Annotated in this window: 13 protein-coding genes; all 13 read right to left on the reverse strand. The window is 74.1% G+C overall.

All coding sequences use genetic code 11. The annotated features are described in order from the left end of the window. Window positions 1-2: 2 nt before the first annotated feature. Entirely contained in the window at window positions 3-1,025 is a 1,023-nt protein-coding gene (gene ribD / locus WD250_00125) for a bifunctional diaminohydroxyphosphoribosylaminopyrimidine deaminase/5-amino-6-(5-phosphoribosylamino)uracil reductase RibD (GenBank protein ID MEX2618602.1), read from the reverse strand. Between the two features lie 192 nt (window positions 1,026-1,217). Continuing rightward, on the reverse strand, window positions 1,218-2,603 hold the full coding sequence (locus WD250_00130; protein ID MEX2618603.1) for a transcription antitermination factor NusB: 1,386 nt from the start codon (window positions 2,601-2,603) through the stop codon (window positions 1,218-1,220). Further along, window positions 2,596-3,510, reverse strand: coding sequence for a methionyl-tRNA formyltransferase (fmt, locus tag WD250_00135; protein MEX2618604.1), 915 nt, complete (start codon window positions 3,508-3,510; stop codon window positions 2,596-2,598). The genes WD250_00130 and fmt overlap by 8 nt, the downstream gene beginning before the upstream one ends. 11 nt (window positions 3,511-3,521) lie before the next feature. Next, on the reverse strand, window positions 3,522-4,073 hold the full coding sequence (gene def / locus WD250_00140) for a peptide deformylase (protein MEX2618605.1): 552 nt from the start codon (window positions 4,071-4,073) through the stop codon (window positions 3,522-3,524). 40 nt (window positions 4,074-4,113) lie between these two features. Next, on the reverse strand, window positions 4,114-6,018 hold the full coding sequence (locus tag WD250_00145) for a hypothetical protein (GenBank protein MEX2618606.1): 1,905 nt from the start codon (window positions 6,016-6,018) through the stop codon (window positions 4,114-4,116). A gap of 174 nt (window positions 6,019-6,192) precedes the next feature. Continuing rightward, on the reverse strand, window positions 6,193-7,392 hold the full coding sequence (gene metK, locus WD250_00150; protein MEX2618607.1) for a methionine adenosyltransferase: 1,200 nt from the start codon (window positions 7,390-7,392) through the stop codon (window positions 6,193-6,195). Window positions 7,393-7,410: 18 nt separating this feature from the next. After that, a complete protein-coding gene (gene coaBC, locus WD250_00155; GenBank protein MEX2618608.1) occupies window positions 7,411-8,670 on the reverse strand; it encodes a bifunctional phosphopantothenoylcysteine decarboxylase/phosphopantothenate--cysteine ligase CoaBC in 1,260 nt (419 codons plus the stop codon). 40 nt (window positions 8,671-8,710) lie between these two features. Then, complete coding sequence (rpoZ, locus tag WD250_00160; GenBank protein MEX2618609.1) at window positions 8,711-9,016, reverse strand: DNA-directed RNA polymerase subunit omega; 306 nt, start codon at window positions 9,014-9,016, stop codon at window positions 8,711-8,713. Beyond that, a complete protein-coding gene (gene gmk / locus WD250_00165; GenBank protein ID MEX2618610.1) occupies window positions 9,016-9,714 on the reverse strand; it encodes a guanylate kinase in 699 nt (232 codons plus the stop codon). The genes rpoZ and gmk overlap by 1 nt, the downstream gene beginning before the upstream one ends. Next, window positions 9,630-9,962, reverse strand: a complete 333-nt coding sequence (gene mihF, locus WD250_00170; GenBank protein MEX2618611.1) for an integration host factor, actinobacterial type — start codon at window positions 9,960-9,962, stop codon at window positions 9,630-9,632. The genes gmk and mihF overlap by 85 nt, the downstream gene beginning before the upstream one ends. A gap of 111 nt (window positions 9,963-10,073) precedes the next feature. Next, complete coding sequence (gene pyrF, locus WD250_00175; GenBank protein ID MEX2618612.1) at window positions 10,074-10,742, reverse strand: orotidine-5'-phosphate decarboxylase; 669 nt, start codon at window positions 10,740-10,742, stop codon at window positions 10,074-10,076. Further along, window positions 10,739-11,737, reverse strand: a complete 999-nt coding sequence (locus WD250_00180; GenBank protein MEX2618613.1) for a dihydroorotate dehydrogenase — start codon at window positions 11,735-11,737, stop codon at window positions 10,739-10,741. The genes pyrF and WD250_00180 overlap by 4 nt, the downstream gene beginning before the upstream one ends. A gap of 7 nt (window positions 11,738-11,744) precedes the next feature. Then, a complete protein-coding gene (locus tag WD250_00185) occupies window positions 11,745-12,659 on the reverse strand; it encodes a dihydroorotate dehydrogenase electron transfer subunit (protein ID MEX2618614.1) in 915 nt (304 codons plus the stop codon). Between the last annotated feature and the right edge of the window lie 3 nt (window positions 12,660-12,662).

Raw genomic sequence — 12,662 nt, forward strand, 5'->3', positions numbered from 1 at the left:
GCTCAGCCCTCTGGGCCGTCGTCGCGCGGCGGGTAGTACGTCAGCATGACGTCGTCGCCGACCTGCTCGGTGGCGGCCAGCCGCCAGCGCGTCGCTGCCGCCAGGGTCGGCGGGCCACCGTCGGTGAGCGGCGCGGCGGCGGGGCCGAGCAGCAGCGGCGCGACGTGCACGACCAGCCGGTCGACCACCCCCGCGGCGAGGAACGCCGAGGCGATCTGCGGGCCACCCTCGACGAGCAGGCTGCGCACGTCGCGGTTCCACAGCTCCTTGCAGGTCTGCAGGATGTCGGTGGACAGCACCAGTGCCGGTGCCTCGTCGTCGAGCATCCGCGCGTCGGCCGGCACACGCCCGCGGCGGTCGAGCACCACCCGCAACGGCTGGGGGCCCTCGTGGTCGGGCAGCCGCACCGTCAGCCGTGGGTCGTCTGCCAGGACCGTCCCGGAGCCGACCAGGATGGCGTCCGCCTCGGCGCGCAGCGCGTGGGCGCGCTCGCGGGTCGCCTCGCCGGTCAGCCATCGCGACGTGCCGTCGGCTGCCGCGACGCGGCCGTCCAGGCTGGTGGCGCACTTGAGCACGACGAACGGGCGGGTTCGCGTCAGGCTGTGGAGGAAGATCTCGTTCTGCTGCGCCGCGTCCGCCGCGCAGACCCCGATGTCCACGTCCACGCCGCGGGAGCGCAACCGCTCGGCGCCGCCGGCGGCCAGCGGGTTGGGGTCCTCGATCGCCGCCACCACCCGGGTCACCCCGGCGTCGAGCAGGGCCGTCGAGCACGGGCCAGTCCGTCCCGTGTGGTCGCACGGCTCCAGGGTCACGTAGACCGTGGCGCCGGCCGCCCGATCCTCGGCCGCCGCCAGTGCCACCACCTCGGCGTGTGGTTCCCCCGCGCGGACGTGGAAACCCTCCCCGACGACCTCGCGGTTGCGCACGATCACGCACCCGACCATGGGGTTGGGCGAGGTGGTGCCACGACCGTGCTCCGCCAGGGCCAGGGCCCGGCGCATCCAGCGCTCGTCATCGCCGGCCATCGGCCCCTACCCCTCGCGTGTCCTCCTGGCCTTCCGTGACTCGGCCTGCCCCGAAGGTGTGTACAACCGCTCAGGCTACCAGCACCGACCCACTTGGCGGCATGCCCGCCGCGCCCCGGAGGATGGGAACGGTGGGCGGGGTCGACGGGCCACACGCCCGGGGAAACCGCCGGGTTACACGCCCGGGTGGGGTCAGGTGCGCTCGAAGGCGGCGACGTACATGCCGTCGACCTCGTCGACGTCAGGGGCGAGCTGCACGCCGGGGTCGCCGGCGACCGGGTCCGCACCGAGGGTCGCCGCCACGTCGACGGGAACGAACCGGTCGCCGTGGGCGGCCAGGAATGCGTTTGCCACCGCGCTGGTCTCGGCCACCGGCCAGGTGCACACGCTGTACACCAGGCGGCCCCCCGGACGCACCAGGGTCGATGCCGACTCCAGCAGCTGCAGCTGCAGCCGGCCCAGTCGCGCTGGGTCGTCGGCGTCGCGGCGCCACCGCAGCTCGGGGCGACGACGCACGACACCGAGCCCGGTGCACGGCGCGTCGACCAGCACCGCGTCGAAGCACTCCCGTCGCCAGGGCGGCGCGGTCGCGTCGGCGACCACCACGGCGATGCGGTCGGCCAGTCCCAGCCGGGTGGCGGCCGCGGCGACCAGGCCCGCTCGGGTGGGCCGCAGGTCGGCGGCGACGACCGCAGCGCCCAGCTGGGCCAGGTGGGTGCTCTTGCCGCCGGGAGCGGCGCAGAGGTCCAGGACGCACCAGCCGGGCGCCGGCGGCGCGTCGCGGGCGCCACCGGCGTCGACGACGACCCGCGCCACCAGCATCGACGCCTCGTCCTGGGGCGTGGCGCGACCGGCCGCCACCGACGGCAGCGTGTTGGGGTCCCCGCCGGCGACCCGCACGGCCTCGGGCGCGCGCCGGCCGGGGTGGGCGTCGAGCCCGGCCGCCTGCAGCTCGGCGACCAGCAGGTCGCGGTCCCCTGTCGCCCGCAGGGTCAGACCCGGGGAGACGTTGCCGGCCGCCAGCACGTCCTCCGCGCGGGCGCCGAACCGCCTGCGCGCCTCGGCGACCATCCAGGCCGGGTAGGCCAGCCGCAGCCCCACGCCCGCGTCGCCCGACGGCCAGGGCAGCGTCGACGCCGTGCGTCCCAGGCCGCGGAGCACGCCGTTGACGAAGCCGGTCACGCGGTCACCGACCTCGGTGCGGGCCACCTCGACGGCGGTGTCCACCGCCGCACGGTCGGGCACGTTGCCGTACAGCAGCTGCCACGCGCCGATGCGCAGGACGTCGAGGACCGCAGGCTCGATGTCGGCGAGGGGGCGCTGCACGACCTGTGCGAGCGCCCAGTCCAGGGTGCCCTCCCACCGCAGCGTGGAGTAGGCGAGGTTGGCGGCGAACGCCCGGTCCTGGTCACCGAGCGTCGTGGCGCGCAGCGCCGCCCCCACCGCCGGCGGCGACCAGGCCCTGCGCTCGTGCACGGTCCGGATCGCCCGCCACGCCGCCCGCCGAGACGCCAGCCCCACCCGGGGGCTGGCCGGCGCCGGCGGCACCAGGCCGGGAGCTGGGGCGGGCTCACCCAAGGCGATGGCCGTCGGGTCGGTAGCCGTTCACGAACGCCGTGCCGCTCATCCGGGGTCTGCCGGCCGGCTGCACCTCGTCGAGTCGCAACGCGCCCCCTCCGCACGCCACCACCGGTCCGTCCTCGGCGACGCGGACCACGCCCGGCTCGCCCGAGCCCGCCACAGCAACGCCGCGGTGCACCTTGAGGCGCGCCCCCGCAAACGTCGTGTGCGCCCCCGGCATGGGGTTGAACGCCCGCACGGCAGCGGCCACGTCGGCGGCGTCGGCGCCCCAGTCGAGCCGCGCGTCGTCCGCGGAGAGCTTGGGCGCGTAGGTGGCGCGCTCGTGGTCCTGCGGCACCGCGGTGAGCGATCCGTCGACCAGGCCGCTGACGGCCGCGACCAGCAGGGGCGCACCGACCGTGGCCAGCCGTGCGGTGAGCTCACCAGCCGTCTCACCCTCGCCGATCCACGTGCGCTCAGCCAGCAGGACGGGGCCGGTGTCCATGCCGGCCTCGAGCACGAAGCAGGTCACGCCCGTCTCGGTCTCGCCGTGCAGGATGCTGTGGGCGACCGGGGCGGCGCCGCGCCACGCGGGCAGCAGTGAGAAGTGCAGGTTCACGAAGCCGGCACCCCCGACCGCGAGCACATCCGCGGGCAGCAGCGACCCGTAGGCCACCACGGCACACGCATCCACCCCCAGGCCGGCCAGCTCGTCGAGGATCTCACGCGGCTTGCCCGGCTGCCAGACCGGCAGGCCGGCCTCCTGCGCGGCCTCCTTCACCGGCGGCGGGGTCATCGTGTAGCCGCGGCCCGCCGGGCGGTCCGGGTTCGTCACCACGGCGGCGACGGTGACGTCGGGCGCCGCCATGAACGCGTGCAGGGCAGGCACCGCTGCAGCCGGGGTCCCGAAGAACGCGAGTCTCATCCGCGAGCCGATCAGATCACCGGTTCGTCGGGGGCGGCCGCACGCGCCGCCGCACCGGGCTCGTCGAGCTCGCCCGCGCGGATGCGGCGCATCGCGTCCTTGCGGTCGTGGCGCGCCAGGTGGTCGATGAACAGGATCCCGTTCAGGTGGTCGATCTCGTGCAAGAGCATGCGGGCGACCATGCCCTCGCCGGTGCGCTCGAGCTCCCCGCCGTGCACGTCGTAGGCCTTCACCCGCGCCCGGAACGGGCGCTCCGTGGGGTAGAAGAGGCCGGGAAACGACAAGCAGCCCTCCTCGCTCTCCTCGACCTCCTCGGAGGTCTCCAGCACCTCCGGGTTCACGTAGACCCCATGGTCGGGGTCGTCCTCGGCCCGCAGGTCGAAGGCGATGATCCGCTTCAGGACGCCGACCTGGTTGCCCGCGATGGCCGCACCCGCCGCAGCGCGCAACGTGGTCAGCATGTCCTGGCCCAGCCGGGCCAGCGCCTCGTCGAAGCGCGTCACCTCCGCGGCGCGCTCTCGCAGCACCGGATCTCCGAATATGCGGATCGGCAGCACGGCCATGGTCCAAGAGTCCTTGTCGTCAGGGTCAAGGGGGGCGCGGTCAGAGCAGCGGGTCGACGTCGATGCGCACGCGCCGGCCGATCTTCGCCCACGCGTGCCGAAGCGGTTTCACGATGTCAAGCGTGACACGCAGCCTAGGCGACTTCACCAGGACCGCACCGTCGAGATCGGGCCCGAGGACCTCGTCGGCGGCACCGAGCGCAGCCCGCAGCTCGTCGGCCACGACCGCGGCGTCCGCCGGGGTCGCCGACAGGCGGACGAGCGAGGTGTGCGGCGGGTATCGCAGCTCCCGGCGGCGCTCCGTCTCGGTCTGCCAGAAGCCGTCCGGGTCCCACCGCACGAGCGCCTGGACCGCCGGGGAGGTCGGTTCACGGGTCTGCACCACGATGCGCCGCGCCCATCGTCCCGCCGTCAACCACAGGCGGAGCGCGTCCTCGCCGGCGTCGAGGGTCGCCCGTCCCGCCATGGCGTCGGCGTCGGGCAGGACCACGACGTCGGCGGCGTGGTCCCCGAGCCACGCCGGACGGGTCACGACGCTGCCGCGGGTCATGACCCCGATGGCCGGCCGGGTGCGGGGGCCGGGCGCGTCGAAGCCCTCCATGCGCACCACCTCGGCGGTGGGATGGCTGCGGGCGAGCTCCTGGGCCAGCCGGCCCGCGCCGGCGGCGAGGGGGACGCTCTGCGTGTCGCCGCAGTCCGGACAGGCGAAGGTGGGGCCCGCCCACCCGCAGGTCGCGCAGAGCCACGCCGCCACCGTCTCGGCTGCCCCTGTGGGCGGGGTCCGCAGCGCACCGTCGCACGTGGGGCACGCCAGGCGTCGCCGGCAGCCCTTGCAGGCGAGCGCCCCGCCCTGCCCGCCGCGGGCGGCGAGCACGACCGCCGCTCCCCCGTCCCGGACGCTGTCAGCGATCGCGCGGGCAGCCCGGTCGGAGAAGCGCGCACGGCGGGCCCCGGGCCTGGGATCGGTCAGGTCGACCACGTCGACGCGGGGCGCCCGGTCCCGTTCGGTCCCGCGGTCCGCGGTCACCATGGTGACGTGGCCGGCCTCGAGCAGACGGGCGAGCGGGGCGCTGGCCAGGTCGGTGAGCAGCACGCAGGTGGCACCGGCCAGCCGGGCCCGGGTCAACGCCACCTCCCGCGCGTGGTGGCGCGGGCTGCGCCGCTCCTTGTACGCGGGGTTGGCCTCGTCGTCCATGACCACGAGGCCCAGGTCACGCACCGGGGCGAATACAGCCGAGCGGCCACCGACGGCCACCCGCGCCTGTCCCGCCCTGCCGCGCAGGAAGGCCCGATAGCGGTCGCCGTCACCGCTGTCGCGCCAGTCGACCCCGAGGACGCCGACGGCCGCGAGCACCGCGTCCGGCAGCGGGCTGGCGGGGTCGGGAGCCAGCACGACCGCCGAGCGTCCCGCCGCCAGGCAGCGCGCCACCAGGTCGACGGTCATCGCCGCACGGTCGTCGCCGGGTAGCACCCGCAACGCGAACGCGGGCGGGCGCGGCGTCGCGTCGGAGGCCGCCGCCGCCCCCAGCAGCGCATCGGCGCCGTACACCCCCCACGCCGGCGCCGGTGGGACGGGAGTCCCGGCACGCCCCGGCGGCGGGCGGCGCCAGCCCGCCGCCTCGGCTTCCATGCCGGCGACCCTTGCGGGCATCGCGTGGCGCAGCACGTCGGCGAGGGTGCCGGCGTAGCGGTCGGCGACCCAGCGGTACAGGACCAGGTCGTCCGCGTCGAACCAGGTGACCTCGCCGACGACGGCGTCGAGGTCACGGACCCGGTCGGCCTCGGTCCGCTCGCTCACGCCGACGACCCAGCCGGTCCGCCGACGACCCGAGAAGGTCACCCGCACCCGGCGCCCCACCCCGACCACGCGCCCCTCCGGCACCCGGTAGTCGAACGGCCGATCCAGGTGCGCCGGCGCGACCTCCACGATCACCTGCGCGTACATCCCACCTCCCACCATGCCAAGGACCGGCGCACCGTTGCGGCAGGAGGGTGGCGGCGCCCCTGACGGAGGACCTTGGAGGGCGGGCGGGTCAGCGGTCCGGAGTCAGGGGCGCCGCCGCGCGGTGGTCCGGAGTCAGGGGCGCCGCCACGCCACCGGGAACACGAGCGCCGCGAATCAGGCGCCGGCGGCGGTGCGCAGGTCGTCGGCGCGGTCGGTGTTCTCCCAAGAGAACTGCTCGCGGCCGAAGTGCCCGTAGGTGGCCGTCTCCTGGAAGATCGGCTTGCGCAGCCCCAGGTCGCGGATGATCGCTGCCGGTCGCAGGTCGAAGACCTCCTGCACCCCGGTCAGGATCTTGTCCACGTCGTGCGTCTCGGTGCCGAACGTCTCCAGGCTCATCGACACCGGCTTGGCGACGCCGATGGCGTAGGCCAGCTGCAGCTCGGCGCGCTCGGCCAGCCCGGCAGCAACGATGGTCTTGGCGACCCAGCGCGACGCGTAGGCTGCCGAGCGGTCCACCTTGGTCGAGTCCTTGCCGCTGAACGCGCCACCGCCGTGGCGGGCCATCCCGCCGTAGGTGTCGACGATGATCTTGCGGCCGGTGACACCGGCGTCGGCCCGGGGCCCACCGAGCTCGAACTTGCCGGAGGGGTTGATGAGGACCTGTTCGGGCTCCCACGGCAGGCCCTCGGGGATGATGGGCCCGACGACGTGCTCGATCAGGTCGGGGGTGAGCAGCGTCTTGATGTCGATGTCGGGCTGGTGCTGGGTCGAGATCAGGACCCGCTCGATGCGGACGGGCTTCAGCCCCTCGTACTCCACGGTCACCTGCGTCTTGCCGTCCGGGCGCAGGTAGGGCACCACGCCGCTCCGTCGCACAGCGGCGAGCCGCTCGGCGAGGCGGTGCGCGAGGTGGATCGGCACCGGCATGAGCACGTCCGTCTCGGTGCACGCGTAGCCGAACATCATGCCCTGGTCGCCGGCGCCGAGGGAGTCGAGCTCGTCGTCCAATGATGACGCGTTGCGGGACTCGTAGGAGACGTCGACGCCACCGGCGATGTCGGGGGACTGCTCGTCGATGGCCACCATGACGCCGCACGCGTCGCCGTCGAAGCCCGCGCCGGCGCGGTCGTAGCCGATGCCCTTCACGGTGTCGCGGGCGACCTTGGCGATGTCCACGTAGGTGTCGGTGGTGATCTCGCCGGCGACGACGACCAGGCCGGTGGACACCAGCGTCTCGCAGGCGACACGGGCCGCGTCAGGGTTCGGATCCCCTGCGAGCACCGCATCAAGGACCGCATCAGAGATCTGGTCGGCCACCTTGTCGGGGTGGCCTTCGGTGACCGACTCGGACGTGAACAACCAGCGACGACTCATATGAGACACAATCCTTCACTACTCGTGGGCAGGACGGGTTGCATCGAGTGTAGAGGGTGGCACGGTCCCCTTCGCAAGCAGACCTTCCACGTGGTCGCAGATCAGCGCGGCCAGCTGCGCCTTGGTGGTCAGCGGCACGTCGGTGCGGCCACCGTCCGCGGACAGCAGCACGGCACGGTTGGTGTCGACGTTGAAGCCGGCGTCCGCGGCGTCCACCCGGTTGACGACGATGAGGTCAAGGCCCTTGCGGCGCAGCTTGTCCCGACCGTGCTCCTCCTCCAGGTCGGTCTCCGCCGCGAACCCGACGAGGACCTTGCCCGTCGTCTCGCGTCCCAGCTCCGCGAGGATGTCGGGGGTGGGCTCCAGGTGCACCACCGCCAGGCCATCCCCCTCCTTCTTGACCTTCTGGTCCGCGCGTGTCGCCGGCCGGAAGTCGGCGACGGCCGCCGCCTTCAGGACCACGTCGGCCTTGTCGACCAGCCGCCAGACCGCCGCGCGCATCTCCTCGGCGGTCTCGACGCGGTGGAGGGTGACCCCCGGGGGGACGGCCAGGTCGGTGGGCGCGGAGACCAGCTCCACCCTCGCCCCGCGACGGGCGGCCTCCTCGGCCAACCGGTAGCCCATCTTGCCGCTGGAGCGGTTGCCGATGAACCGCACCGGGTCGATCGGCTCCCGGGTGCCCCCGGCGGTGACCAGGACCGTGCGGCCCGCCAACGGTCCGGCGGGAGGGGTGACGGCGTCGACCACCGCGGCGAGCAGGTCGTCCACCTCGGCCAGGCGCCCGGGGCCGTGGTCGCCGCCGGCGAGCGCGCCGTCGGCGGGCCCGCACACCCGCGTGCCGCGGCGGGTGAGGGTGTCGACGTTGGCCTGGGTCGCCGGGTGCAGCCACATCTCGGTGTGCATCGCGGGGGCGACCACGACGGGGCACACCAGGCAGGCGAACACGGAGGTGACGAGGTCGTCGGCGATGCCCGCGGCGAACTTGGCGAGCAGGTTGGCGGTCGCGGGCGCGAACACCGCGACGTCGGCCTCGCGCGCCAGGCTGACGTGCAGGATGCGGTGCGCGTCGGCGAACACCTCGCTGTGGGCGGGGCGCCCGGTGAGACCGGCGAAGGTGGCCGGGCCGACGAACCCGGCGGCGCCGGCGGTCAGCACCGTCTGCACGGTGGCGCCTGCCCGCACCAGCCCGCGGGCCAGTGCAGCCGCCTTGTAGGCCGCCACGCCGCCGGAGACGCCCAGGAGCACGTGGCGCCCGTCCAGCGCCCGCCCTGGTTCCATGACGCGTCCTTCGTGACGTCCGGGGGCGGAGTCGGCTCCGCTAGGAGTCGTCGTCCTCGCCGTCGCTGTCCAGCGACAGCACCTGTGCGTCGCTGGCGTCGCTGCCGCTCTCCTTGGCCGCCTTCTCCGCGTTCTGCCGCGCGGTGCCCACCATCTGCACCACGATCTTGCCGGTGGCGATCTCCTCCAGGGCGATCGACAGCGGCTTGTTGGAGTCGACCTTGTCGACGAGCGGGGGGGTGTACTGGCTCAGGCCCTCGCCGAGGGAGTGGTAGTAGTTGTTGACCTCGCGCGCACGGCGCGCGGCCAGATGGACCAGCGTGTACTTGCTGTCCACGGTCTTCATCAAGTCGTCGATGGTGGCGATTGCGGCGTTCCTCCCGGCTGGTGCTCGTCGCTGCCCGTCTCGGTCGCACTGTCGAGTATACGGGCGATGGCGTCGGCTGCCCGGTCGACGTCGTCGTTGACGACCACGTGGTCGAACCAGGACGCCTCGTCGACCTCCGCGCTCGCGGCCTGCAGGCGCCGGGCGATGGCGTCGGGACCCTCGGTGCCGCGGGCCGCTAGACGTTGCCGCAGCGTCGCCATGTCCGGCGGTGCCAGGAACACCAGTGTTGCCTCCGGCACGCGTGCCCGGATCTGGCGGGCTCCCTGCACGTCGATCTCCAGGAGCACGGTCTGCCCGCGGGCGAGCGCCCGGCGCACGGGCTCGGCGGGGGTGCCGTAACGGCGTCCCGAGAACTCCGCCCATTCGATCAGGCCGTCGTCGGCGACCAGCTCCTCGAACTCCTCGGCGGTGAGGAAGCGGTAGTGGACGCCGTCGAGCTCGTGCGGTCGTCGGGGCCGGGTCGTGGTCGACACGGACAGCGCCAGGTCGGGACACCGCTCGCGCAGCGCGGCAACCACCGTGCCCTTGCCGACGCCGCTGGGTCCGCTGATGACACACAGGCGCCCCGGGCTCAGGAGTCGTCCCCTGCATCCAGTCCGAACTCGGCGAGCAGCTTCTCGCGCTGGTTGATGCCCAGGCCCCGCAGCCGGCGCGATGGGGAGATGTCCAACCGCTCCATCAGCTTGCGGGCCCGGACCTTGCCCAGGCGGGGCATCGCCTCCAGGACCGCCGACACCTTCGTCTTGCCGACGGTCTCGTTGCGGTCGGCGCGTCGGAGGATCTCCAGGAAGTCGATCTCACCCGACTTCAGCTGCTGCTTCAGCTCCGCGCGGACCTTGCGCGCCTCGGCGGCCTTCTCCAAAGCTCGGCGACGGGCCTCGTCATCCAACTGCGGGAGCGGCATGCGACCTCCGGTAACTGCGGGACGGACCGACGGCCCGGACCGTGTGGGGCCTGCGTCCAGGACCGAGCCGGGTCGACGGGCAGCATCCTATCCGCATGGGTCCTCGGCCGGTCATGCCAGGTCCTCGAGGATCGCGCGGGCGACGGCGGCCGGGTCCCCGGCCTGCGTGAGGGCCCGCCCGACCACCAGGTGGCTCGCGCCCTGGTCGATGGCCGCCCTGGGCGTGGCCACGCGGGCCTGGTCGTCGTGCCCGGCGCCAGCCAGCCTGATCCCCGGCGTGACGACCAGCGCGGCGGGACCGACGGCGGCGCGCACCGCCCGGGCCTCCGAGACCGCGCAGACCACCCCGGCCGCGCCGGCAGCGAACGCGAGGGCGGCCAGGCGGACGACCTGCTCCTCGGCCGGGCCCTGGCCGACCTCGGCAAGGGCCGCGTCGTCCAGGCTGGTCAGGACCGTCACGGCGAGGATGCCCACGTCCGGGGCGGCCTCCGCCGCCGCGGCGATCATCGCGGTGCCCCCCGACGCGTGCACCGTCAGCAGGTCCACGTCCAGGTCCGCGGCGACCCGCGCGGCACCCGCGACCGTCGTCGGGATGTCGTGCAGCTTCACGTCGAGGAACACGCGGGCGTGCGCAGCGGCGGCGGCGACCGCCGCGGGACCGTGCGCCGTGTAGGCCTCCAGCCCGACCTTGAGGTAGCCGACGCTCGGTCCGAGGTCCCCCGCCAGCGCCCCTAGCCGGTCGAGGTCCGGCGTGTCGAGCGCCGCGACGAGCGGGTTCACGCCGGCCCCTCGTCGGTGGTCGTCTGGTCCCCGGGCAGCTGCAGCGCGCCGCGGAGGTCGGCGAGGCGGGCGTACCCGCGCGCGGCCATCCAGCGCGGGAGCGCGGCCACCAGCTCCCCCGCGGCCAGGGGGTTGGCGAAGTTCGCGGTGCCGATGGCGACCGCGCCGGCACCCGCGAGGAGGAACTCGACGACATCGGTGACCGTCGTGGCCCCGCCCATGCCGATGATGGGCAGGTCGGGCAGGGCCCGGTGGATCTGATGCACCGCGCGCAGGGCGACCGGTTTGATCGCCGGCCCGCTCAGCCCGCCGGTCACCGCACCCAGGCGGGGCCGCCCCGTGTCCGCGTCGATCGCCAGGCCGAGCAGGGTGTTGATCACGCTCACCCCGGCCGCGCCCGCCGCTTTGGCCGCGGCGGCGATCGCGGCGATGTCGGTCACGTCAGGCGTCAGCTTGGCGAACACGGGCACGGTCGAGGCTCGCACGACCTGGCTGATGGCGTCGCGGGTGGCGTCCTCCTTGCAGGCGAAGACGGTGTTGCGGTCCTCGACGTTGGGGCAGGAGATGTTCGCCTCCAACGCGACGACGCCGTCGGCGCCCCGGAGGCGTTCGGCCAGGTGGCGGTACTCGGTGGTCGTCTTGCCGGCGATGGACACGATCGTCGGCACGCGGTGCGCCCGCAGCCACGGCAGGTCCTCGGCCAGCCACCGGTCCACGCCGGGGTTCTGCAGACCGATGGCGTTCAGCATGCCGCTGGCGGTCTCCGCCATGCGCGGTGTGGGCAACCCGAGACGGGGCTCCAGCGTGAGCGACTTGACCACGACGGCGCCGAGCATCGCCACGTCGTAGAACCGGTGCACCTCCTGGCCGCTGCCGAAGCAGCCGCTGGCCGTCACCACCGGGTTGGCGAGCGTCAGCGGCCCGAGCTCGGCCGTGAGGTCGACCTGGTCCGGACGCAGGGCTTCCGCCGCACCGGCTGCGGTCACCACGCGCATCCCGCCCTCACAAGGTGAACTCCGGGTCGGATGGGGCCCCAAGCGACTCGCCGATGAGGTCCCACTCGATGCGGGCGGCGTTGAAGACCGGCCCGTCGACACAGGCCCGCAGGTTCTCCAGACCGCCCTTGCTCCGGCGGTAGGGCAGCACGCACGTCCAGCACACCCCCACACCGCAGGCCATCGCCTCCTCGACCGCGACCTGGCAGGGGACGCGTCGCCGCCGGGCGACGACAGCGACCGCGGCGAGCATCGGCATCGGGCCGCAGGCGTAGATGACACCGGCCTTGGAGCTGTCGAGGACCTCGTCGAGCACGTCGGTCACCACACCCTGCGTGCCGTGCGTCCCGTCCTCGGTGGTGAAGCGCGCGCTGGCGGACAGTCGCTTGGCCTCGATGGCGTTGAAGATGCGGTCAGCGGTGCCCGCGCCGATCACCATGTCGGTGCGCAGGCCCTGCTTCTGCAGGTGCTGGGCGAGGTAGAGCAGCGGGGCCGCGCCGTAGCCGCCGCCCACGAGCAGGCACCCGACGGGTTTCTGGGGCAGGGGGAACGGCCGCCCGAGTGGTCCGACGATGTCGACGACATCGTGCTTGATGCGCTCGGCGAGCCAGCGGGTGCCCGACCCGATGGCGTCGAAGACGATCTCCACCGTGCCCGCCCAGGGCCCGTGCTTGCTCACGGCGAAGACCGAGAACGGCCGGCGCAGCAGCGCGCCGTCGGCCCCGACCCCCACCGAGACGAACTGGCCGGGCATGGTGCGCTCGGCGATCTCGGGCGCGACGAACGTGAGCGAGTGGTAGGCCCCGATGCGACGATAGGCGAGCACCTCGCACATGCCGCGCACCGGCCCCTCGGCGCGCCCCTGGATCGAGGTCGTCGATCCGCGGCTGACGATGCTGCTCAGCTCAGATCCCCTCCCCACAGC

Source organism: Egibacteraceae bacterium (genome assembly GCA_040905805.1).
Taxonomy (GTDB): Bacteria; Actinomycetota; Nitriliruptoria; order Euzebyales; family Egibacteraceae; genus DATLGH01.